A 21,547-nucleotide genomic window follows, 5' to 3' on the forward strand; every position below is an offset into this window, starting at 1 on the left:
GGAGTGACTCCTTCCGCTGACCCGCCGCGTTCCGTCGATCCTCCCCGGGCCGATCAGCTCGGGGTCGATCCGCTGTGGCCCCGAGCGGGCGGCTGGCCCCGCCTCGACGATGAGGGCAGATGGGATGCCGCGGTGCTGGGTCTTCCCGCCTTCCGCACGTCGCTCTCGCCGACGGGAGCCCACGCCACACCGGCCGCCGTCCGGGCGGCGCTGCGCCGCTTCAGTCCCACGCTGCTCGGACCGCCGCCGATCGACCTCCACGAGGTGCTGCGCATCGCGGACGCCGGCGACGTCGACGAACCGGACGGGCCGGCAGGAGAGGCGTCCGCCCGCACCGCTGTCGCCGCCCTCAGAGAGCGCGCCGACCTCGTGGTGGCGCTCGGCGGAGACAACTCGATCACGTACGCGGTCGCACAGGGCGCGGCAGCATCCGGGCTGATCACCCTCGACGCGCACTTCGACCTGCGCGACGGCGTGTCGAACGGATCGCCGGTGCGTCGGCTCGTCGAGGCCGGCATGGACCCGCACCGCATCGTGCAGGTGGGGATCGCCGACTTCGCCAACTCCGCCGCGTACGCGCGCCGCGCCGTCGACCTCGGCATCACCGTCATCACCCTCGACGAGGTGCGGCGTCGTGGCATCCCGGACGTGGTCGCCGAGGCGCTCGCGATCGCGGGCTCCGGCGGGGGCCCGATCCATCTCGACATCGACGTGGACGTGTGCGACCGCGCGGTCGCCCCGGGCTGCCCGGCCTCGGTCCCCGGTGGCCTGCAGGCGTGGGAGCTGCGTGCGCTCGTGCGGGCCGCGGCATCCGACTCCCGCGTGCACAGCGCCGATATCGTCGAGGTCGACGCGACGGCGGATGCCCCCGACGGGCGCACCGTGCGGCTCGCGGCGCTGTGCGTCCTGGAACTTCTCGCGGCAAAGGCGATCGCGCGATGACCGGCGCAGGGATCACGCTCGTGCTGGTGCGGCACGCGAAATCCGACTGGGGTGACCCTCATCTGGACGACCACGACCGTCCGCTGAACGATCGTGGCCGGCGCGACGCGCCGCGCATGGCGCGGCGGCTCGCCGAGACGGGATTCCGGCCCGACGCGATTCTCTCGAGCACTGCGGTGCGGGCCCGCTCGACGGCCGAGGCGTTCGCCGAAGAGCTCGGCGCCGCCGTGACGCTCGCCCCCGAGCTCTATGGGGCGCCGGCGCGCGCCCTGCTCGCCGCCGCCGCGGCGACCGGACTCCGATCCGTGCTCGTCGTGGCGCACGACCCCGGGATGAGCGTGCTCGCGGCTCAGCTGTCGGGTGACGGCATCGCCCACATGCCCACGTGCGCCGTCGCGAGATTCCGCTGGGACGACGAGGACTGGGAGGTGGCCACCGCCGTCGATCCGGCCGAGTGGACCATCGACACACCCCGCTGAGGGCGCCGAGGTCTCGCCGCTCTCAGAGCCGCTCGCCGCCTACCCACACGCTCCGCACCAGCGGCACGCCGGGCCGGTAGGCCAGGTGCACACGCGTGGGGGCGTCGAGCAGTACGAGGTCGGCTCGCATGCCCGAGGCGATTCCGCCGACGTCCTCGCGGCGCAGAGCCTGCGCACCGCCGGCGGTCGCCGCCCACACGGCTTCGGCCGGGGTCATGCCCATCTCGCGGACGGCGAGCGCGACCATGAGCGGCATCGAACTCGTGAAGCTCGATCCCGGGTTGCAGTCGCTGGCGAGCGCGACGGTCACTCCCGCATCGATCAGTCGGCGAGCGTCGGGGTAGGGCTGGCGCGTCGAGAACTCGACGCCGGGCAGCAAGGTGGCCACGGTCCGCGAGCCCGCCAGGGCCGCGACGTCGGCGTCGCTCAGGTATGTGCAGTGGTCGACGGATGCCGCCTCCAGCGCCACTGCGAGGCGCACGCCCTCGCCCGGCCCGAGCTGGTTGCCGTGCACACGGGGCGCGAGTCCGTGGGCGATGCCCGCCACGAGGATGCGCTCGCTCTCGGCCGGGCTGAACGCGCCCCGCTCGCAGAACACGTCGATCCAGCGGCTGTGCGCCGTGCACGCTCGGAGCATCTCGCCGCACACGAGCTCGACGTACTCCTCACGGCGATCGGCGTACTCGGCCGGCACGACGTGCGCGCCGAGGAACGTGACCTCGGTGGTGACCTCGGCCGCGAGCCGGGCGAGGCGTGCTTCGTCGGCCACGGTGAGCCCGTAACCGGTCTTGATCTCGAACGTCGTCGTCCCCTGCGCGTGCAGCTCGGCGACGAATCCGGCGAGCCTCCCGCGCAATTCCTCGTCGCTCGCCGCGCGGGTCGCCGCCACCGTCCGCCGTATGCCACCGGCGGCATACGGCGTGCCGGTCATGCGCGCCTCGAACTCGTCGGCACGATCGCCGCCGAAGACGAGATGCGTGTGGCTGTCGACGAACCCCGGGATCACCGCCCGGCCGCCCGCGTCGACGATCTCGACCCCGCCTCCTCCAACGCCGCGGTGGCGTGTGATGTCGTTCGGACGCTGAGACCGCAGCTGCTCTCCCACACCCGGGCGGGTCGATGCGATGTCGCGGTCGGAGATGCGCGCAGCGGCGTCCGACGCAGCCCCCACCCACGCGATGCGCGTGCCCTCGATCAGCACGGCGGCGTCGTGGAGCGTGCCGCAGAGGTCACCGTCGCGGCCGACGTTGGTCGTCAGCTCGCCGATGTTCGTGATCAAGGTCGCGCCCACGGCATCCCTCTTCCCTCGCCAGACTTCACGGCGGTCGCGAATCCTCGCAGACGTGGATTCTGGACGAGAGCGCCGTCGCTACGCACCGAGCATCGGCACGTTCAGGCCGCGCTCACGGGCGACCTCCTTCGCGCGATCGTAGCCCGCGTCGACGTGACGCATGACCCCGGTGCCCGGATCGTTGGTGAGCACGCGCTCGAGCTTCTGCGCCGCCAGGGCCGTGCCGTCGGCCACCGTGACCTGTCCGGCATGGATGCTGCGTCCGATGCCGACGCCGCCCCCGTGGTGGATCGAGACCCACGCCGCGCCCGACGCCGTGTTCAGCAGCGCGTTCAGCAGCGGCCAGTCGGCGATCGCGTCCGACCCATCGGCCATGGCCTCGGTCTCGCGATAGGGCGAGGCGACGGAACCGGCGTCGAGGTGGTCGCGCCCGATCACGATGGGACCGGCGAGCTCACCTGCGGCCACCATCTCGTTGAACTTCAGGCCGGCGAGGTGACGCTCCTGGTAGCCGAGCCAGCAGATGCGCGCGGGCAGCCCCTCGAAGTGCACCGCGTCGCCGGCCTTCTCGAGCCAGCGCACCAGCCCGGCGTTGTCGGGGAACAGCTCCCTCATCGCGCGGTCCGTCTTGCGGATGTCTTCGGGGTCCCCCGACAGCGCCACCCAGCGGAAGGGTCCGCGGCCTTCCGCGAACTGCGGGCGGATGTATGCCGGCACGAAACCCGGAAAGGCGAAGGCCCGCTCGAACCCGCCGAGCTGCGCCTCGGCCCGCAGCGAGTTGCCGTAGTCGAAGACCTCGGCTCCGGCATCCATGAAACCCACCATCGCCGCCACGTGCTTGGCCATGCTCCCGCGCGCGCGAGCCGTGAAGGCCTCGGGGTCGCGGGATGCCTCGGCCCTCCAGTCCTCGAACGCGATGCCCGCGGGCAGATAGGCCAGCGGGTCGTGCGCGCTCGTCTGGTCGGTGACGACGTCGACCGCGACCTCGCCCGCGCGGTGGCGGAGCAGGACGTCGCCGAAGACCTCGGCCGCGTTGCCCACGACGCCGACCGACAGTGCTCGGCCCGCATTCTTGGCCGCCACGACACGGGCGACCGCGTCGTCGAGGTCGGTGGTGTACTCGTCGAGGTAGCCGTGCTCGACTCGGCGCTGGAGCCGGGATTCGTCGACGTCGACGATCAGCACCGCTCCGCCGTTGAGGGTCACCGCGAGCGGCTGCGCGCCGCCCATGCCGCCGCAGCCGGCGGTGAGCGTCAGGGTGCCGGCCAGGTCGTCGCGGCCGAGGGACCGGGCGACGGCGGCGAAGGTCTCGTACGTGCCCTGCAGGATGCCCTGCGTGCCGATGTAGATCCATGAGCCCGCGGTCATCTGCCCGTACATCGTGAGGCCCAGGTGCTCGAGCCGGCGGAACTCGGGCCACGTCGCCCAGTCCCCCACGAGATTGGAGTTGGCGATGAGCACGCGCGGCGCCCACTCGTGCGTACGGAAGACGCCGACCGGCTTGCCCGACTGCACCAGGAGCGTCTCGTCGGGCTCGAGCTCGTCGAGGGTGCGGACGATCGCGTCGTACGCCTCCCAGCTGCGGGCGGCCTTGCCGGTGCCGCCGTACACGACGAGGTCCTCCGGGTGCTCCGCGACCTCCGGGTCGAGGTTGTTCATGAGCATGCGCTTGGCGGCTTCGGCGCCCCAGCTCTTCGCCGTGCGCTCGCCGCCGCGCGGCGCACGGACGGTTCGCGCAGCGCGCGAGGTGCTCCCGGCCTGGATCGTGTCGGTCATGAGGTCGATTCCACACGCCGGACCGCGCTGCGGCAACGGCATTCGCCGGCCCGGCGTCTGAGATACCAGACTCGCCACCCCCGGGCATTGCCCGGGGGTGGCAGGGACTGATCCAATGGCAGGCATGACCGCCGCAACGGCTCCTGCCGACCGCGCACGCGGAGATCAGCTCCGAGCGATCCTCCGCGGGCCGGGCGTGCCGTCGAAGCAGTTGCGCGACGGAGGCCTCATCGACGGGATCCCCGAGCTCGCCGCTCTCGGCCGCACGCCGCAGGACCCGACATGGCATCCCGAGGGCGACGTGCTCGTGCACTCCCTGTGGGCAGCCGACCTTGCCGCGCAGCATGCCGATGAGACCGCGGCGCCCACACCAGCCGACTCGCGGGAGCTGCTCGTACTCGCGGCGCTGTGGCACGACATCGGCAAGCCCGAGACGACCCAGCGACGCAACGGCCGCATCACGTCTTACGGCCACGCCGAGCGAGGCGCCGAGATCGCCGCCTCTCTGGGGCGCAGGCTCGGGCTGCCTGACCCGCTCGTGCGTGCGGCATCCGCCATCATCGCGACCCACATGGCGCACGTGTCGGTGGCCGGCCGGCCGAGTCCGAAGGCGGTGAAGCGGCTGCGCGATCGTCTGCGTGCCGCCGGAGCGTCGCTCGAGGAGTGGGCTGTCGTGGTGCGCTGCGACGGCGACGCGCGCGGCGCCGCTGCCCGACCGGATGCGTCGATCCCGTGGCTGCGGGTCGCAGCGACGCTGCCGCCACTGCGCGAATCTTGAACATATGTGTTCGGTTTGCTAGCGTGACGCCCGCGTCCTAACTCGTACACTGCTGTTCACCAACCGTGCGGGACGCGGAAGGAGCGGGATTCATGAGCGACACCTCTGCCCCCTCGGGGACGGGACTCCCCCACACTCTGCCGACCGGCATCCGGATCCGGCGGGCGACCCCGGTGGATGCCGTGCTCGTCGACACACTCGTCCGCGAGATCGCCGCGCACCAGGGGGATCACGTGCAGGCGACCGCCGCCGACTGGGAGTCGATGCTGGCGCGCGACGACGTCCGCGTGCTGCTCGCCCTCGACGGTGAGCGGCCTGTCGGCTACGTCTCGACGCTCCGACGGTTCCATCTCTGGTCGGCGTCGGACCTCATCGCCCTGGACGACCTCTGGGTCCGGCCCGAGGCGCGCGACCGGGGCGTGGGCCGTGAGCTGATGGAGGCGGTCGCGGAGCTCGCCAGGCCCGAGCGACTCGCCATCGTGTGGGGTGCGCGGGCCGACAACGAGGCGGCACACCGGTTCTACCTGCGCCTCGGCGCCGCCATGACGACGAAGGCGATGTTCAGCTGGCGCCCGACGTCCTGACGCGTCTCGCGTTCTCTTGTTGAACACTCGTGTTCATGTTATCTTCATCCCGTACATAGTTGTTCGACTTCTTCGAAGGGTGAAACGATGTCGACCTCTCCTCGTGAAACGCCCGTGGCGACCGAGCAGTACCGTCGTCGCTGGCAGATGCTGGCCTTCCTCGGGATCGCCCAGCTCATGCTGATCATCGACGTCACCGTCGTCGCGCTGGCGCTCCCGCAGATCGGCGCGGAGCTCGAGCTCTCGCGCAGCGCACTGACGTGGGTCGTCAGCATCTACGCCCTCGTCTTCGGCGGCCTGATGCTGCTCGGCGGCAAGGCGGCCGACGTGTTCGGCAGCCGCAGGGTGGTCCTCACCGGACTCGCGGTGTTCACGATCGCGTCGCTGCTGACGGGATTCGCTTCGGATCCGGTCACGCTGCTCGTCGGTCGCGGCGTGCAGGGCCTGGGGGCGGCGGCGATGTCGCCCGCGGCCCTATCAGTCATCGCGCGCACCTTCTCAGGCGCCGAGCTGGCCAAAGCGCTCGGCGTGTGGTCCGCGCTGGGAGGCGCCGGCGCAGCGCTCGGCGTCCTGCTCGGCGGACTGCTGACATCCGGCCCCGGCTGGTCCTGGGTGTTCTGGGTCAACGTCCCGATCGGAGTCCTCCTCTTCGTCGCGCTCCAGCGCACCGTGCCGAAGCTGTCCGGAGCCGGCGGCGCACTCGATTGGCTCGGCGCCGGGCTCGTGACGCTCTCGACCGCGGCCGTGATCTACGGACTCGTGGCAGCCGGCGAGGCCGGCTGGCTGAGCCCTGTCGTGCTGCTGCCGATCCTCGCCGGCGCGATCGGATACGCGCTCTTCGCATGGCGACAGCGCGTGGCTCGCGCCCCGCTGATCGACCTCGGCATGCTCGCACGTCGCCCGGTCATCGCCGGGCTCGGCCTCATCTTCGTCGCGACAGCGCTGATGATCGCCGTCTTCTTCCTGGGCTCGTTCATCTTCCAGCGCGTGCACGGATTCTCCGCCCTCGACACCGGCCTGGTGTTCCTCCCCGTCGCCATCGGCACGATCGCCGGCGCGCAGGTCGGCGGCCGGACGCTTCCCCGGTTCGGTCTGCGCACGATCGCCGTCACCGGCCTCGTCATCACCGCGATCGGGCTGACCGCCGCCGCGGCGATCGCCAGCATGACGGTGCTCGTCATCGCGATGAGCGTCGCGGCATTCGGGATCGGCATGGTGTTCGTCGCCGCCTCGACCAGCATGTTCACCGCTGTCGCACCGCATGAGGCAGGTGTCGGGTCGGGCGCGCTCAGCACCATGCACGAGTTCGGCGCGGCGACCGGCGTCTCGGCGGTGTCGAGCGTGGCCGCGGCCGCGCTCGTCGGCAGTTCGCTCACCGCGTACAACCTCGCACTGTGGTTCGGCGTGGTCGTGGCCGCGGTCGCTGCCGCGGTCGCGGTGCTGGTGGTGCCGGGGCGCGCGCCGGCTGCGCAGTGAGTCGGAGGGCAGGGCTATCCTCCCCAGATGGCGAACAGCACGAGCAAGCCCGAACTGCACGTCGACACGGTCGCGGAGTGGGAAGCCTGGTTGGACGCGGACCCGGACCCGAACGGTGTGCGACTGCGACTGCGGAAGAAGGCGACGAACAAGCCCGGCATCACGTACGCCGAAGCGCTCGATGTCGCACTGTGCTTCGGGTGGATCGACGGCCAGTCCCAATCGCTCGATGCCGACTACTACCTGCACACCTTCACGCCACGGCGGACCCGAAGCATGTGGTCGAAGGTCAACATCGGTCACGTGACCCGGCTGATCGAAGAAGGTCGCATGCGGCCTCAGGGACAGCGCGAGATCGACCGCGCAAAGGCGGACGGGCGATGGGACAACGCGTATCGGCAACGCGACGCCGAGCTACCGGCGGAGCTCCAGGAAGCCCTCGACGCGGACCCCTCGATCGCCCAGGCGTTCGCGTCCCAGTCGGCGCAGAATCGGTTCGCGATGGCCTTCCGCGTGGCCAATCTGAAGCGGCCGGCGTCGCGTGCAGCCCGCGTCGCCGACTATGTCGAGATGCTCAGACGGGGCGAGACCATTCACTGACCGTCACGAGCCCGCGGGCGCCGCGAGCGCCCCGAGCACCGTCCCGGTGACGAGTCGAGGGGCGTCCGCGGCCGCGATCTCGCCGCGGTGAACCGCACCGGAAGCGGCGTGCAGCACGGCCTGGATCGTGGTGATCTGCCACTCGACCGGCATGTCCGCCCGGAACTTCTGCTCCTGCCGGCCGCGCCGCAGGAGCGCGCGCACGCGCTTCGCAGGACCCTCGTGCGCACGCCGCAGTTCGTCGGGCGGCAGCGCCTGCCCGGCGGCGACGACGATGGCTCCGAAGCGATGCGTGAGCTGCCAGGTCGCGTCGAGCAGCTGCGCCATCGCCTCGCGCGGATCGCCGCTGAGGTCGAGATCGCGCAAGGACTCCTCGGTCTGCGCGATGGCCCGAGTGGCGACTTCCGTGATCAGGGCCGTGCGCGAGTCGAAGTGCCCGTAGAGGGTGACCCTTCCCACGCCCGCGGCCTTCGCGATGTCCTGCACGCTCGCATCGGGATTCACTGCCAGCAGCGCGGTGGCCGCGTCGACGATGGCCTCGATGTTGCGCCGCGCATCGGCGCGCTTCGCCTGTGTGGTCACCGCAGCCATCGTCGCTCCTTCCCGTACAACTCTGTTCAGCTTATCGGGACCGGCGACGACGAACGGGGATTTGCTCAGGTGCGAGCGTGCCCGAGGCCGGCATCCGCCACCGCGCCGCTCTTCACGAGCGCCGCCACGTCCTCCATCTCCGGTGAGAGGAACCGGTCGGTCCCCGGACCATCGACCCCGGCGCCACGCACCAGATCGCGCACAGCGCCGGTCGCGGGACCGGGCTGCAGCGGCGCTCGCAGATCGAGGGCGCGGGCGGCCGTCAGCACCTCGATCGCGAGCACGCGCGAGAGTCCGTCGATGGCGCGGCGAAGCTTGCGCGCCGCCGCCCAGCCCATCGACACATGATCCTCCTGCATCGCCGAGGAGGGGATGGAGTCGACGGATGCCGGCACCGCGAGCCGCTTGAGCTCCGAGACGATCCCGGCCGCGGCGTACTGCGCGATCATCAGGCCGGAGTCCACGCCCACTTCGTGCGCGAGGAACGGCGGCAATCCGTTGCTGCGCGCGGGATCCAGCGCGCGATCGGTGCGGCGCTCCGAGATCGAGGCCACATCGGCCACCGCGATCGCGAGGAAGTCCAGCACGTAGGCGACAGGTGCGCCGTGGAAGTTGCCGTTGGACTGCACCCGACCGTCGTCGGTGATCACGGGATTGTCGACGGCGGCGGCGAGCTCGCGCGACGCGATCAGACGCGCGTGGTCCACGGTGTCGCGGGCGGCGCCGTGAACCTGCGGCGAGCAGCGCAGCGAGTACGCGTCCTGCACCCGCGTGCAGACAGAGGGGTCGCGGTGGGAGGCGACGATGGGCGAATCGGCGAGCACAGCGCGCAGGTTCGCCGCCGACGCCGCCTGACCGAGCTGGGGACGCAGCGCCTGCAGATCGGCGGCGAACACCGCGTCGGTGCCGAGCTGCGCCTCGACCGACATCCCGGCCGCGACATCGGCCGTATCGAGCAGCATCGACAGGTCGTGGATCGCGAGCAGCAGCATCCCGAGCATGCCGTCGGTGCCGTTGATGAGCGCGAGCCCCTCCTTCTCCCGCAGCACGAGAGGGTGAAGGGATGCCGCGGCGAGAGCGTCGGCGGCCGGCACGAGGGCGCCCTCCGCCGTGCGGACCTCGCCCTCTCCCATCGCGGCGAGCGCGACGTGCGACAGCGGGGCGAGGTCGCCCGAGCATCCCAGGGAGCCGTATTCGCGCACGATCGGGGTGATCCCCGCGTTGAGCATCGCCGCGTAGGTCTCGACCACGACCGGCCGCACACCGGTGTGGCCGGTCGCGAGTGTCTGCAGCCGCAGCAGGATCAGCGCCCGTACGACCTCACGCTCCACCTCTGGCCCGGTGCCCGCGGCGTGGGAGCGGATGAGGCTGGCCTGCAGCTGCACGCGGCGGTCGGGCGCGATGAAGGTCGTGGCCAGCGCACCGAATCCCGTCGAGATGCCGTAGTGCGGTTCAGGGTCGTCGGCGAGCCCCTCGACAAGCGCGCGTGTCGTGGCGACGCGCTCGAGCGACTCCGGAGCGACCTCGACGCGGGCGCCGTGCCGCGCGACGGCGACGACGTCCTCGGGGCGCAGCGGAGCGGCGCCGATCACGACGACGGTGTTCTCGCGAGTCTCGTGCACTGTGCTCATGCGTCGATTCCACACCGCCGGGCTGCCGTGCGACACCGGGCCGTGGCATCCTGTGTCTGTCATGCCAGACGAATTCGCGACCGACGGTCGCCCCCAGGTGCCCGCGGCGGATCAGACGCTGCGCATCCTGTCGTTCCTCGCACGCCAGCGTGGACCGGTGCCGGCGCGGACCATGGCGACGGCTCTCGGCATTCCGCGCTCGACCGTGTATCACCTGCTCGCGGCGCTGCAGGAGCACCAGTTCGTCGTCCATCTGCCGGAGGACCGCCGGTGGGGTCTCGGCATCGCCGCCTTCGAGCTCGCCGGGGGCTACGCGCGCCAGGAGCCCCTCGCACGGCTCGGCCGTCCGGTCCTGGCCGACCTCGTCGACCGCACGCACGAGAGCGCGCACCTCGCCGTGATGCACGGCCGCGACGTCCTGTACATCGTCGAAGAGCGGGCGCCGCGGCGACCGGCCCTCGTCACCGACGTGGGAGTGCGCCTGCCGGCGCATCTCACCGCCACGGGGCGGGCGATGCTGGCGGCGCTTCCGCGCGAGCAGGTGCGGGCGCTGTTCCCGGATGCCACGGCCTTCTCCGATCGCACAGGGCGCGGTCCTGGCCGGCCCGGCGAACTCCAGGCGTTGCTGCGCGAGGTGCGCGCACGAGGCCACGCGTCGGAGGACGGCGAGATCACGCTCGGGATGCGCTCGATCGGCGTCGTCGTGCGCGACCACACCGGGTGGCCCGCGGCGGCGATCGCGGTCACCTGGCCGGTCGCCGAGGACGGGACCGGGCAGGTCGGCGCAGACGCCGAGCACGACCCTGACGCGCTGACCACGCTCGCGGCGACGGCGGCGGCAGAGCTCGAGCGCCGGATCGGCCGCGGCCGTTCGCGCTGACGCGTCCCGATCGCCTTGTCGACCTGGCCCGTTCAGCGCGGGGGCCGGACGATAGCCACGGCTAGTCCGATCGTGGCCGGTCCGCAACCCCCTGTGGCGTCCCGTGCGCGCGTGCTTGAGTCGCCACATGTTGCCCGCAGACATTCCCGACGACGCGCACCTCATCGAACTCATCGACCACCGTGACATCCCGTCGGTCACGATCGCGCTCGGATCCTCTCCGCTGCCGCAGGATCATGAGCGGGTCAGGATCGCCCTGCGCGACGCGATCGATGAGGCGGAACGGCGGCTGGAGCGGCAGGATCTCCCGCACGGCGCCGGCCGCGCGGTCATCGATGCGCTCGGGTCGCTCCTCACCGACGACGAGTTCTGGTCGCGCCAGTCGCGATCGATCGTCGCGTTCGCCTCGCCCGGCCGGCTGGAGGCCTTCCGCCTTCCCCACCACCTGCGCGATGTGATCACCGTGGGCGACCGTTTCGATGTCGCCCCGCTGCTTCGCGCCACCACGTATCCCGAACGTGCCTTCGTGCTGCAGCTCGCGGAAGGACTGGTCCGGCTGACCGAGATCGGTCCCGATCACGGACCGGTCGAGCACCCGCTGGACCTGCCCGACGACCACGAGCTGATGCTCGTCCACGCCGTGAACGACGGCCAGCTCGACCGGCGACGAGCCCAGGGCGCGAACGGCGACCGCGTCGAGCAGGAGCGGTACTGCCGTGTCGTCAACGACGAGGTCGTCCGGATCGCTCCGGATCACGTCCCGCTCGTGCTGTCGGCCTCGGCGGCGCTGGAGCCCGCCTATCGCGCGGTGAACACCCATGCCGCGCTCCAGCCCGAGGGGATCACGGCGCACCCGGAGTCGCTCGACGACGCCGAGATCGATCGCCTCGCACGGGAGATGCTCGATGGCCTGCGTGCGGCCGAGACCGCGGAGTGGAAGGAGCGCTTCGGCACGCTTCGCTCGCAGGGCCTGGCCACGAGCAGCCTCTCCGAGGTCGCGGCCGCCTCCGCTCAGGCCGCGATCGACGAGCTGCGCTTCGACCTGGACGCCGACGACACCGGCACCGTCGACGAGTTCGGGCAGGTGCGCCGGGCCGACGCCGATTCGGGCGATGCGGCCGACGCGCCGCGCCTCGTCGACGAGATCGTCTCGCGCGTGCTCCACAGCGGAGGCCGCGTGCGCGCCGTTCGCAACCGCGACCTCGTCGACGGCTCGCCTGTCGCGGCGACGCTGCGCATCCCGGTCGCGTCGCCTCGCTGACGTTCTGCCGGCCTCGGCGTGGGCGCTACCGCAGGACCAGCCGCGGTTCGACGAGCACGTGGGCCTCACCGGATGCCGTGACCCGGGGAGCGACGACGCTTCCGGTCGGCCCCATCAGCAGCTCGAGCACACCCGACGCCACGCGCTCGGGGAGCTGTTCGACGCTCGAGAGGCCGATCGCCTCGATCGCCGGCGTGTTGTCGAAGCCGATCACCGGAAGGTCAGGCCTGTCGGCGGATGCGGCCGCGAGATGCGCACCGATCGCGAGCGAGTCGCTCACGCACACGATCCCGTCGATGGCGGCTCGGTCCTCGCGATCCTCTGCGAGGGCCGCGGCGACGACGGCCCGGGCGCGACCGACATTCTCCTCGGATGTCAGCCGCGTCGCACTCCGACCCGCCGCAGCCATCGCCTCTCGCCAGCCGCGTTCCCGATCATCGCCGGTACCCGATCCGGCGGGCCAGCCGAGAAAGGCGATGCGCTCCCCCGCATGGGCCAGCAGATGCTCGGTGGCGGCGCGCGTACCCGCGGCGCCGTCGACGTCCACCCAGAGGTGCGCGGGCGAGGCGACGTCGTCCTCTCCCCACGGCCGGCCGAAGGAGACGAAGGGAACGGCGTTCTCGGCAAGCCAGCGCGTGCGCGGATCCCCGTGAAAGGTGCCGGTGATGATGACGGCGTCGACCTCGCCGCTCTCGGTGAGCTCCCGCATCCGGTCGATCTCGTCGATGGGCGTGCGCGCCGCATAGAGCTGGATGCGCATCCCGCGGTCGCCGGCGCGTTCGGTGAGGGCGTGCACGAAGCGGTCGAGGACCACGCCCGAGATCCCGCCGGCGTAGGGATCGAGATGGATGCCGATCGTCGAGCTGCGCCGGGTGCGCAGCCTTCGCGCCGCCGCGTGAGGGCGATAGCCGAGTTCGGCGATCGCGCCGTGCACCCGCTCCCGGGTCGCTTCGCGCACGATCTCGGGCGTGTTGAGCACATTCGACACCGTCTGGCGAGACACGCCAGCTGCGCGCGCGACGTCTTCGACGGTGGGCGTCTTCGCCATACTCGACCTTTCGCGCCGGATGAGATCGTTCAAATCGTTATCCTATGACCCGCCCGCGGGCATTGACAGCGCGCCGACCGCCTTCCTAACGTGAGGGTGGCAACAGATTTTGATCGTTCCAATTCCGCATTGATCGATCCGTCACGACTCATCGAAGGAGAGAGACTCATGACACGGCACACCACGCGCGCCCTCCTCGGCACGGGCGCCCTCCTGCTCACCGGAGCACTTGCGCTGACCGCCTGCGGCTCCGGATTCACCGACGACACCGCCGGCGGCGGCGATGGCGAGCTGACCTCCAGCGACGACGCGCTGTCGGTCCTCATCGGCTCCTCCGGCGAGGCCGAGACGGCGGCCGTCGAAGAAGCGGTGGCCGCTTGGTCCGAAGAATCCGGCATCGACGCCGAGGTGCAGGTGGCCAATGACCTGCCTCAGCAGCTGTCGCAGGGATTCGCTGCCGGATCCCCGCCCGACGTGTTCTATCTCGCCACCGAGGCCCTTGCGGGCTATGCCGGCAACGGCTCGATCCTCCCCTACGGCGACCTGCTCGAGAACAAGGACGACTTCTATCCGTCGCTCGTCGAGAACTTCACCTTCGAGGACGAGTTCTACTGCGCCCCGAAGGACTTCTCGACACTGCAGCTCATCATCAACAAGGGACTGTGGGATGCCGCAGGCCTGACCGATGCCGACATCCCGACGACGTGGGACCAGCTGGCCGAGGTCGCGGCGACGCTCACCACCGGAGGCGTCACCGGGCTCGCATTCGGACCGGAGTATCAGCGCATCGGCGCGTTCATGGCGCAGGCGGGTGGGCAGCTCGTCAGCGACGACGGCACGCAGGCTGTCGCGAACAGCTCCGAGAACGTCGAGGCGCTCACGTACGTGCAGGAGCAGATGAACGCCGGAAGCTTCGCGTACTCCTCCGACCTCGGCGCCGGCTGGGGTGGCGAGGCGTTCGGCAAGCAGCTGTCCGCGATGACCATCGAGGGCAACTGGATCACCGGCGCCATGACGAACGACTTCCCGGATGTGGAGTACGTCGTCGCCGAGCTGCCCGAGGGTCCGGCCGGTCAAGGCACGATGCAGTTCACGAACTGCTGGGGCATGGCGGCCGACAGCCCGAATCAGCAGGGTGCGCTCGAGCTCATCGAGTACCTGACGAGTGCCGAGCAGCAGCTCGCGTTCTCGGAGGCGTTCGGCCCCATGCCGTCCGTCGAGTCGGCCGCCGAGCAGTGGACGAGCGACAATCCCGAGCTCGCGCCGTTCCTCGCCGGCGCGGATTACGCGCAGGGCGTTCCGACCAACGACGGCATCGCGGCGGTGATCACGGACTTCAACGCCCAGCTCGAGGGTCTGAAGACGGGCGATCCGCAGCAGATCCTCGACACCGTTCAGAGCAACGTCGAATCGGTCGTGGGCTGATCGCATGGCCTCGGCCGTTTCGGCGCCTCCCCGCAGCCGGGCGCCCCGCTCGGGGATCCGGGGCGGGGAGGCGCTCGCCGGATGGCTGTTCACCGCCCCGGTGATCGTCATCCTGGGAGTGTTCCTTCTCGTCCCGGTCCTGATGGCGCTGTGGGTGAGCTTCTCGGACTGGTCCGGCCGCGGCAGCCCACTGTCGGGGAATGTCGGCTTCGTCGGTCTCGAGAACTACGCGGCGATCACCGTCGACGGCGGGCTGCCCACGCGCGACTTCGGCACCGCGCTGCGCAACAACGCGTGGTACGTGCTGCTGGTCGTCCCCCTCCAGACCGCGCTGTCGCTCTTTCTCGCTGTTCTCGTGAACCGGGCGATCCTGCGGGGGCGAGGGGTTTTCCGCACCGCGTTCTACTTCCCCTCGGTGACGGCGTCCGTCGCGATCACGGTGCTGTGGCTGTTCCTCTTCTCGGCGTCCGGCGTCGTGAACGAGATCCTGTCGTGGGTCGGCATCAACGGGCCCAACTGGTTCCAGGATCCCAGCGGCATCCTTCACAATGCCCTCGGTGCGGTCGGCGTCACGTCCGGCCCCGCATTCCTGACCGAGAACGACTTCCTGGGGCTGTCGTGGTGGAACTGGCTCGCGGGGCCGTCGGTCGCCATGACGGCGTTCATCTTCATGGCGGTGTTCACCACGAGCGGGACGTTCATGCTGCTCTTCATCGCCGCGCTGCAGAACATCGGCGGCGACATCCAGGAGGCCGCCATGATGGACGGTGCGAACGCGTGGCAGCGATTCTGGCGCGTGACGCTGCCCCAGCTGCGGCCGACCCTGTTCACCGTGCTCACGCTCGGCCTCATCGGCTGCTGGCAGGTGTTCGACCAGATCTACACCGGCACGCAGGGCGGGCCGGGCAAGACGACGCTCACGCCCGCCTACCTCTCTTACTCGTCGGCCTTCCTCGATCAGGACTGGGGACAGGGGGCAGCGATCGCGTTCATCCTCTTCGGCATCATCGTGCTGTTCACGATCCTTCAGCGCTGGGTGCTGCGCGAGCGACCGGTGTCCAAGCGGCGAGCACGCCAGTATCAGCCCAGGCGCCCGGCACCCACCGGAGGAGGTGACGCGCAGTGACCGGCACGACCGTGACCGAGACCGACGTGCTCGTCCGCCAGCGTCAGCCGGCGCCTGCGAAGCGGTCACCGCGCCGATTCCGCGCGAGCATGGGGTGGCAGATCGCTCTCTATGCGCTGCTGATCGCGCTGGCCATCGTCTACATCTATCCGTTCCTGGTCCAGGTCTCGACCTCGTTCAAGACGGATGCCGAGGCGGCGGTCAACCCCGTCTCGCTGATTCCGCAGACCTGGTCGACCGCGGCGTACGAGCAGCTCTTCCTGCGCAGCGACTTTCCGGTGTGGTTCGCCAACTCCGCGATCGTCACCGTCTTCGTGACGCTCGGCCGAGTGTTCTTCTGCTCGCTCGCCGGCTACGCGCTCGCTCGCCTGCACTTCCGGGGCCGCGGTGTCGTCTTCGCCGCCGTGGTCGCGGTCATGGCGGTGCCGACGGTCGTGCTGCTCATCCCGAAGTTCCTCGTGATCAACCAGCTGGGCATCTACGACTCGTACGCCGGCATGATCCTTCCGCTGCTCGTCGATGCGGCGGGGGTGTTCATCATGAAGAACTTCTTCGAATCGATCCCGGTCTCGGTCGAGGAGCAGGCGCGCATCGACGGCGCGGGCACCTTCCGCCTGTTCTGGTCGGTGGTGCTGCCCATGGCGCGGCCGGCGCTGATCACGATCGTGATCCTGTCCTTCCAGGGATCGTGGAACGAGCTGTCGCACTTCATCGTGTCGACGCAGTCCCCGGAGCTGACGACCCTGACCAAGGGCGTGGCGTCGCTCGCCTCGGGCCAGCTGAGTCAGGGCACGCAGTACCCCCTCAAACTCGCCGCCGCGCTCATCATGACGGTCCCGGTCGCCGTGATGTTCTTCATCTTCCAGCGGCGCATCCTGAACGCCAGCGAAGGAGCCGTCAAGGAATGAACTCCCCCACCTCGAGCACACCGCCACTGCAGCCGCTGCTGAGCGACGCGGTGATCGCCTTCCGCGCGCCGACGCAGGTGTGGTCGGGCCGCGATGGAGAGATCGGCGCCGCGCCGATCGACGGCATCTACCACGGCGATGTGCGGCACGTCCGGGCGCAGCGGCTGACGTGCGACGGGTCTGCGATCGAGTGGATCTCGACGGCCGCTCACGGCGCCGACCGCGTGGTCTTCGAGGGGCTGCTCCGCGGTCTGGACGACGCGTGGCCCGATCCCAAGGTGCGTCTGACCCGCGATCGGCGCGTGACCCCGGGAAGCGTCGTCGAAACGGTCACCGTCAGCTCGCATCTCAGTGCGCCCCTCCGGACCGCGCTGTCGCTGCGTCTGGAACCCGATTTCGCGTGGCTGCACGAAGTGAAGTCCGGCGACGCCCGGCCCCGCACGGCCCTGCTGCAGGTGACAGTCCCGACGGCCCCTCCACTCGCCGTCCCCACGGCCCCTCCACTCGCCGTCCCCACGGCCCCTCCACTCGACGTCCCCACGGCCCCTCCACTCGCCGCTGGCGCGTCGAGCGGAGCCTCCGGCCGCGTGGGCCCAGACGCGTCGAGCGGAGCCTCCGGCGGCGTGGGCGCAGCCACCGCGATCGCCGCTGCCGGAGACCAGCGGTTCGCGCTCCAGGCTCCCGGCGCGACGGTTCGCGACGAGTCGGGCGCCCTCATCGCGGAGTGGGACCTCACGGTGCCCGCCCGGGGGTCCGCGACGGTGAGCTGGCAGCTCGACTTTCACGACGACGCCCTGGTCGTGCGCGCTCCCGGGTCGCCGGCTCCGTGGAAGGCCACCGCGGCGAGCGCGACCGCGCGGGCGCACGACCCCCGGCTCGGCCGCTGGCTCGAGGTCGCGCTCGACGACCTGGACGCCCTGCGGCTCGCGTTGCCCGACGAGCCTGACGACGAGTTCTTCGCCGCCGGCGCCCCGTGGTTCTTCACCCTGTTCGGCCGGGATTCGCTGTGGGCCGCCCGGCTCGCGCTGCCGCTCGATACGCGGATGGCGGCATCCACGCTCCGCGTCCTCGCGCGACTGCAGGGCACCGCTGACGACGTCGACACCGCGCAGGAGCCCGGCAAGATCCTGCACGAGCTCCGGGCGACGAGCCTCGAGCTGCCGGGTGAGGGCATCTCGTTGCCGCCTCGGTATTACGGCAGCGTGGACGCGACCCCGCTCTGGGTGTGTCTGCTCGCAGACGCCTGGCGAGCCGGTATGCCCGAGGCCGAGGTGCGTGAGCTGCTGCCGGCGCTGGCCGGGGCGCTGACCTGGATCCTCGAGCATGGCGACAGCGACGGCGACGGATTCCTCGACTACGTGGACCGCACGGGCCGCGGTCTGGCCAATCAGGGCTGGAAGGACTCGGGCGACTCGATCCAGTGGCGCGACGGGTCCCTCGCCGAGGGTCCGATCGCGCTGTGCGAGGTGCAGGCCTACGCGTATGAGGCGATGCGTGCGGGTGCCGACCTCCTCGAGGCGTTCGCGGCCGATGCCCGGGCGATCGCCGCTCCCGATCCCGGCGCGCTGCGCGCCTGGGCGGCGGACCTCCGAGCCCGGTTCGCGGAGTCGTTCTGGGTCGAGACGTCCGAAGGGCGCTACCCCGCGATAGCGCTCGATCGGCACAAGCGCCCGGTCGACACGCTGACCAGCAACATCGGTCACCTGCTCGGAACGGGGCTGCTCGACCCGGACGAAGAGGCGCACGTGGCTGCTCTCCTTGCCGGTCCCGCGATGTCGAGCGGGTTCGGTATCCGCACCATGTCGACGCAGGCGGACGGATACTGGCCGCTGTCGTACCACGGTGGCAGTGTCTGGACTCACGACACCGCGATCTGCGCACACGGCATGGCGCGCGCCGGTCTGCTCACGCCTGCTCGCGCGGTCGTCGATGAACTGCTCGCCGCCGCCGAAGGCTTCGGCTATCGCGTCCCTGAGCTGCATGCCGGCGATTCCGCCTCGGCGACCTCGACGCCGGTCCCCTACCCGGCGGCGTGCCGGCCACAGGCCTGGTCGGCTGCGGCCGCCATCACGTGCCGCGAGATCCTGGACCGGAGCGTCTCATAGACCGCTGCGCCGGACTGCGCGTCAGTCGACTTTGGCGACTGTCCCGCCGGTGAGTCGCACGAGCTCGTGGTAGGTCAGCGGGAAAACGGTATGCGGCGTGCCGCCGGCCGCCCAGATCTCGGGGTAGCGCGCGAGGTCCTCGTCCACGATGGTCGTGAGGGGAGCCGGATGCCCCGTCGGGGCGACGCCGCCGATCGCCTGGCCGGTGGCATCCCGAACCTGTTCGGGGGTGGCCCGCGTGATCCGGGTGCGGCCCAGGCGCTCCGCCAGCGCTGCCGTGTCGACGCGGTGCGCGCCGCTGGTCATCACCAGCAGCGGCTCACCGGCGCTCCAGAAGACGAGGCTGTTCGCGATGGCGCCGACCTCGACCCCGAGCGCCGCTGCGGCGAGCGCAGCGGTGGCCGCGGCATCCGGAAGCACCACGATGTCGCCGGCGATGCCGGAGGCGCGGAGGGCGTCATGGACGAGCCGGCTGCGCGTGGGAAGGTCGACGGGGGCGGGTGTCTCTGTCACGGCTCCACCCTACGAGGGAGCGGTCAGACCGCGCGCGAGGATCTCGCCGTGCGGCATCAGCAGCCAGCCGTCCTCGGATGCCGCCCATTCGCGCCAGCCGTCCGAGATGCGCTGCAGCAGCGCGTCGTCGGCGCCCGTCTCGCGCGCCGCATCCGCGAACGCCGACTGCCGCACGCGGTCGGCCCACATGCCGCCCCACCACGCACGGTCGGCCCCGTCCTCGAAGAGCCACGTCGAGGCCGTCGCGCGGACGTCGGTGAAGCCGGCCTCGCGCGCCCAGGCCTTCAGCCGGCGCCCGGCAGCGGGTTCGCCGGCGACGCTGCGGTGCGTCGCGATGTACAGAGCGAGCCACTCGTCGAGGGCGGGGATGAGCGGGTACCAGATCACGCCCAGGTAGTCCACGTCGCGCGCCGCGACCAGACCGCCGGAGCCGGCCACGCGACCAAGCTCTCGCAGCATGTCGACGGGCCGCTCCACGTGCTGCAGCACCTGGTGCGCGTGCACGACATCGAACTCGCCTGCGGCGTACGGCAGGGCATAGGCGTCGCCCACCTCGAACGAGAGGCCCGGAGCCTGGTGATCGGCCGCGGCCTGTGCGACGACATCGGCCGAGGCATCCGTTCCCACCACCCGGCCGGGCGCGACCCGCGCCGCGAGATCCGCGGTGATCGTGCCGGGACCGCTGCCCACGTCGAGGATGGACATGCCGGGCTTCAGGTGCGGAAGCAGGTACGCGGCGGAGTTCTCGGCGGTGCGCCACCGGTGCGAGCGCAGCACGCTCTCGTGGTGACCGTGCGTGTACGCGTCGGGCATTCGTCGATGCTACCGAGGATTCACACTCTGACGATTCCGCGCGGTCATTGTCGCCGGGCGCGACGCAATGTGCGCAATCGCCGCGGGGACGGTTGAACAATTCGTCGCGACGGTGTGCAATGGAGACGGATGCCGCAAAGCCGCGGCGTCTGCAGCGCACTGCCCACGAGGCCCGCCGAAGGAAGACCCGCGATGATGCACACTCTGCCCCTGCCCGACTTCACCCACGAACGCGTGGAGGTGATCACCGGACGACGCAGCGGCCTGTTCATCGCCGTCGCGCTGCATTCGTCCGTGCTCGGCTCCGCACTCGGCGGCGCGCGCCTGTGGACCTACCCGCACTGGAGCGACGCGCTCGGCGACGCGCTGCGCCTCTCGGCCGCGATGACGCTCAAGAACGCGGCGGCGGGACTCGATGCGGGCGGCGGCAAGTCCGTGATCGCCCTGCCCGAGGGGACGGTGCTCGACGCCGAGCGCCGCCGCGCCGCGTTCCTCGACCTGGGCGACGCGGTCGAATCCCTCCACGGCCTGTATCGCACCGCCGAGGACGTCGGCTCGACCACGGACGACATGCTCGTCGTCAGCGAGCGCACCGAGCACGTCGTCGGCCTGCCCGACACGGTCGGCGGCTCGGGCGAGCCGGCGGGACCCACCAGCCTCGGCGTCTACGAGTCGCTGCGTGCGACCCTCGAGCGCGTCACCGGCTCGCCGGACGTGGCCGGGCGTCGCGTCACGATCTCGGGACTCGGCCAGGTCGGCAGCCGGCTGGCCGTCCGTCTGTCCGCCGAAGGCGCGACGCTCACCGTGACCGACGTCAACCCCGCCAAACGGGACCTGGCGCGCGAGCTCGGCGCCGAATGGGCGACGCCCGGCGAAGAGCATCTCGTGCCGGCGGACGTGTTCGTTCCCGCGGGGATCGGCGGCCTCCTGACCGACGACGTCATCGACGCACTCGACGCGAAGGCCGTGTGCGGCCCTGCGAACAACCCGCTCGCCGAGCGTGCCGGTGCCGAGCGGCTGGCCCGGCGCGGCATCCTGTACGCACCCGATTTCGTCGTCAACGCCGGGGGCGTGATCTACCTCGACCTCGAGGCGAAGAAGCTCGGCACGCGCAGCGAGATCATGGAGCGGGTCGCGCGAATCGGCGACACCGTGCGCCGCGTCTTCGACGAGGCGGCTTCGCGCGGCGTGACCCCGCTCGAAGCCGCCGAGGGCCTGGCCGCCGAGCGTCTGGCGGCCGGCAACCGCCGGCCGGCGCTGGTGCACGGCGCCGCCTGACCCGACCTCACGCGGACTGCGGTCCAGGTTCGGCAGGATACG

20 protein-coding genes are annotated in these 21,547 nt (G+C 71.1%); 13 read left to right on the plus strand and 7 right to left on the minus strand.

Going from position 1 to position 21,547, the window contains the following annotated elements:
• The first annotated feature begins 3 nt into the window (after positions 1 to 3).
• A complete protein-coding gene (locus HF576_RS01010; protein ID WP_425522961.1) occupies positions 4 to 942 on the plus strand; it encodes an agmatinase family protein in 939 nt (312 codons plus the stop codon).
• Complete coding sequence (locus HF576_RS01015) at positions 939 to 1,421, plus strand: SixA phosphatase family protein (protein WP_168910931.1); 483 nt, start codon at positions 939 to 941, stop codon at positions 1,419 to 1,421. The genes HF576_RS01010 and HF576_RS01015 overlap by 4 nt, the downstream gene beginning before the upstream one ends.
• Before the next feature lie 22 nt (positions 1,422 to 1,443).
• On the opposite strand, the gene hutI is transcribed toward HF576_RS01015, so the two are convergent.
• Positions 1,444 to 2,712: an imidazolonepropionase gene (gene hutI / locus HF576_RS01020; protein ID WP_168910932.1), complete on the minus strand. Its 1,269-nt coding sequence runs from the start codon at positions 2,710 to 2,712 to the stop codon at positions 1,444 to 1,446.
• Positions 2,713 to 2,790: 78 nt separating this feature from the next.
• A complete protein-coding gene (gene hutU, locus HF576_RS01025) occupies positions 2,791 to 4,488 on the minus strand; it encodes a urocanate hydratase (RefSeq protein WP_168910933.1) in 1,698 nt (565 codons plus the stop codon).
• Positions 4,489 to 4,612: 124 nt separating this feature from the next.
• Here hutU and HF576_RS01030 point away from each other — a divergent pair, with 124 nt between their 5' ends.
• The 4 genes from HF576_RS01030 to HF576_RS01045 all read left to right on the plus strand — a co-directional run bounded on the left by HF576_RS01030 (position 4,613) and on the right by HF576_RS01045 (position 7,926).
• Entirely contained in the window at positions 4,613 to 5,266 is a 654-nt protein-coding gene (locus tag HF576_RS01030) for an HDIG domain-containing metalloprotein (RefSeq protein ID WP_168910934.1), read from the plus strand.
• A gap of 92 nt (positions 5,267 to 5,358) precedes the next feature.
• Positions 5,359 to 5,850 carry a GNAT family N-acetyltransferase gene (locus tag HF576_RS01035; protein ID WP_168910935.1) on the plus strand — a complete coding sequence of 164 codons (492 nt, stop codon included), beginning with the start codon at positions 5,359 to 5,361 and terminating at the stop codon, positions 5,848 to 5,850.
• A gap of 87 nt (positions 5,851 to 5,937) precedes the next feature.
• Positions 5,938 to 7,326, plus strand: a complete 1,389-nt coding sequence (locus tag HF576_RS01040; RefSeq protein WP_168910936.1) for an MFS transporter — start codon at positions 5,938 to 5,940, stop codon at positions 7,324 to 7,326.
• A 27-nt stretch (positions 7,327 to 7,353) separates the two neighbouring features.
• A complete protein-coding gene (locus HF576_RS01045; RefSeq protein WP_168910937.1) occupies positions 7,354 to 7,926 on the plus strand; it encodes a YdeI/OmpD-associated family protein in 573 nt (190 codons plus the stop codon).
• 3 nt (positions 7,927 to 7,929) lie between these two features.
• Here the strand turns inward: HF576_RS01045 and HF576_RS01050 are convergent, their stop codons facing one another.
• Positions 7,930 to 8,517 (minus strand): TetR/AcrR family transcriptional regulator, encoded by a 588-nt coding sequence (locus tag HF576_RS01050; RefSeq protein WP_168910938.1) that lies wholly within the window; start codon positions 8,515 to 8,517, stop codon positions 7,930 to 7,932.
• A gap of 65 nt (positions 8,518 to 8,582) precedes the next feature.
• Positions 8,583 to 10,148 (minus strand): histidine ammonia-lyase, encoded by a 1,566-nt coding sequence (gene hutH, locus HF576_RS01055; protein ID WP_168910939.1) that lies wholly within the window; start codon positions 10,146 to 10,148, stop codon positions 8,583 to 8,585.
• Between the two features lie 61 nt (positions 10,149 to 10,209).
• Between hutH and HF576_RS01060 the strand changes: the two genes are divergently transcribed.
• On the plus strand, positions 10,210 to 11,028 hold the full coding sequence (locus HF576_RS01060; RefSeq protein WP_240948608.1) for an IclR family transcriptional regulator: 819 nt from the start codon (positions 10,210 to 10,212) through the stop codon (positions 11,026 to 11,028).
• Positions 11,029 to 11,155: 127 nt separating this feature from the next.
• Positions 11,156 to 12,289 carry a baeRF11 domain-containing protein gene (locus HF576_RS01065; RefSeq protein ID WP_168910941.1) on the plus strand — a complete coding sequence of 378 codons (1,134 nt, stop codon included), beginning with the start codon at positions 11,156 to 11,158 and terminating at the stop codon, positions 12,287 to 12,289.
• Positions 12,290 to 12,314: 25 nt separating this feature from the next.
• Here HF576_RS01065 and HF576_RS01070 read toward each other — a convergent pair whose 3' ends face one another.
• A complete protein-coding gene (locus tag HF576_RS01070; protein WP_168910942.1) occupies positions 12,315 to 13,337 on the minus strand; it encodes a LacI family DNA-binding transcriptional regulator in 1,023 nt (340 codons plus the stop codon).
• Positions 13,338 to 13,505: 168 nt separating this feature from the next.
• Here HF576_RS01070 and HF576_RS01075 point away from each other — a divergent pair, with 168 nt between their 5' ends.
• From HF576_RS01075 to HF576_RS01090, 4 genes are all read left to right on the plus strand, one after another.
• The gene (locus tag HF576_RS01075) at positions 13,506 to 14,762 is read left to right on the plus strand and encodes a sugar ABC transporter substrate-binding protein (protein ID WP_168910943.1); all 1,257 of its coding nucleotides are present in this window, start codon (positions 13,506 to 13,508) and stop codon (positions 14,760 to 14,762) included.
• A 4-nt stretch (positions 14,763 to 14,766) separates the two neighbouring features.
• Positions 14,767 to 15,888: a carbohydrate ABC transporter permease gene (locus HF576_RS01080; protein ID WP_168910944.1), complete on the plus strand. Its 1,122-nt coding sequence runs from the start codon at positions 14,767 to 14,769 to the stop codon at positions 15,886 to 15,888.
• A gap of 89 nt (positions 15,889 to 15,977) precedes the next feature.
• Positions 15,978 to 16,796, plus strand: a complete 819-nt coding sequence (locus HF576_RS01085) for a carbohydrate ABC transporter permease (protein WP_168912014.1) — start codon at positions 15,978 to 15,980, stop codon at positions 16,794 to 16,796.
• Positions 16,793 to 18,901: a glycogen debranching N-terminal domain-containing protein gene (locus HF576_RS01090; protein WP_168910945.1), complete on the plus strand. Its 2,109-nt coding sequence runs from the start codon at positions 16,793 to 16,795 to the stop codon at positions 18,899 to 18,901. Before HF576_RS01085 ends, HF576_RS01090 begins: the two co-directional genes overlap by 4 nt.
• A gap of 21 nt (positions 18,902 to 18,922) precedes the next feature.
• On the opposite strand, the gene HF576_RS01095 is transcribed toward HF576_RS01090, so the two are convergent.
• Together HF576_RS01095 and HF576_RS01100 are read right to left on the minus strand one after the other, a co-directional pair.
• A complete protein-coding gene (locus HF576_RS01095; RefSeq protein ID WP_168910946.1) occupies positions 18,923 to 19,414 on the minus strand; it encodes a YbaK/EbsC family protein in 492 nt (163 codons plus the stop codon).
• Positions 19,415 to 19,423: 9 nt separating this feature from the next.
• Positions 19,424 to 20,227 carry a methyltransferase domain-containing protein gene (locus HF576_RS01100; protein WP_168910947.1) on the minus strand — a complete coding sequence of 268 codons (804 nt, stop codon included), beginning with the start codon at positions 20,225 to 20,227 and terminating at the stop codon, positions 19,424 to 19,426.
• Between the two features lie 192 nt (positions 20,228 to 20,419).
• On the opposite strand from HF576_RS01100, the gene HF576_RS01105 reads away from it, so the two are divergent.
• Positions 20,420 to 21,505 (plus strand): Glu/Leu/Phe/Val dehydrogenase family protein, encoded by a 1,086-nt coding sequence (locus tag HF576_RS01105; RefSeq protein ID WP_168910948.1) that lies wholly within the window; start codon positions 20,420 to 20,422, stop codon positions 21,503 to 21,505.
• Positions 21,506 to 21,547: the final 42 nt, after the last annotated feature.

It is taken from the genome of Microbacterium salsuginis (genome assembly GCF_012524205.1).
In the GTDB taxonomy this organism is placed as follows: domain Bacteria; phylum Actinomycetota; class Actinomycetes; order Actinomycetales; family Microbacteriaceae; genus Microbacterium; species Microbacterium salsuginis.

Coding starts and splice junctions, on each gene's coding strand:
- HF576_RS01100 (WP_168910947.1), bottom strand. CDS start 20,227: ATGCCCGACGCGTACACGCACGGTCACCACGAGAGCGTGCTGCGCTCG.
- HF576_RS01090 (WP_168910945.1), top strand. CDS start 16,793: ATGAACTCCCCCACCTCGAGCACACCGCCACTGCAGCCGCTGCTGAGC.
- HF576_RS01050 (WP_168910938.1), bottom strand. CDS start 8,517: ATGGCTGCGGTGACCACACAGGCGAAGCGCGCCGATGCGCGGCGCAAC.
- HF576_RS01030 (WP_168910934.1), top strand. CDS start 4,613: ATGACCGCCGCAACGGCTCCTGCCGACCGCGCACGCGGAGATCAGCTC.
- HF576_RS01085 (WP_168912014.1), top strand. CDS start 15,978: ATGGGGTGGCAGATCGCTCTCTATGCGCTGCTGATCGCGCTGGCCATC.
- HF576_RS01075 (WP_168910943.1), top strand. CDS start 13,506: ATGACACGGCACACCACGCGCGCCCTCCTCGGCACGGGCGCCCTCCTG.
- HF576_RS01065 (WP_168910941.1), top strand. CDS start 11,156: ATGTTGCCCGCAGACATTCCCGACGACGCGCACCTCATCGAACTCATC.
- hutU (WP_168910933.1), bottom strand. CDS start 4,488: ATGACCGACACGATCCAGGCCGGGAGCACCTCGCGCGCTGCGCGAACC.
- HF576_RS01045 (WP_168910937.1), top strand. CDS start 7,354: ATGGCGAACAGCACGAGCAAGCCCGAACTGCACGTCGACACGGTCGCG.
- HF576_RS01015 (WP_168910931.1), top strand. CDS start 939: ATGACCGGCGCAGGGATCACGCTCGTGCTGGTGCGGCACGCGAAATCC.
- HF576_RS01040 (WP_168910936.1), top strand. CDS start 5,938: ATGTCGACCTCTCCTCGTGAAACGCCCGTGGCGACCGAGCAGTACCGT.
- HF576_RS01070 (WP_168910942.1), bottom strand. CDS start 13,337: ATGGCGAAGACGCCCACCGTCGAAGACGTCGCGCGCGCAGCTGGCGTG.
- HF576_RS01105 (WP_168910948.1), top strand. CDS start 20,420: ATGATGCACACTCTGCCCCTGCCCGACTTCACCCACGAACGCGTGGAG.
- HF576_RS01080 (WP_168910944.1), top strand. CDS start 14,767: ATGGCCTCGGCCGTTTCGGCGCCTCCCCGCAGCCGGGCGCCCCGCTCG.
- hutH (WP_168910939.1), bottom strand. CDS start 10,148: ATGAGCACAGTGCACGAGACTCGCGAGAACACCGTCGTCGTGATCGGC.
- HF576_RS01035 (WP_168910935.1), top strand. CDS start 5,359: ATGAGCGACACCTCTGCCCCCTCGGGGACGGGACTCCCCCACACTCTG.
- HF576_RS01060 (WP_240948608.1), top strand. CDS start 10,210: ATGCCAGACGAATTCGCGACCGACGGTCGCCCCCAGGTGCCCGCGGCG.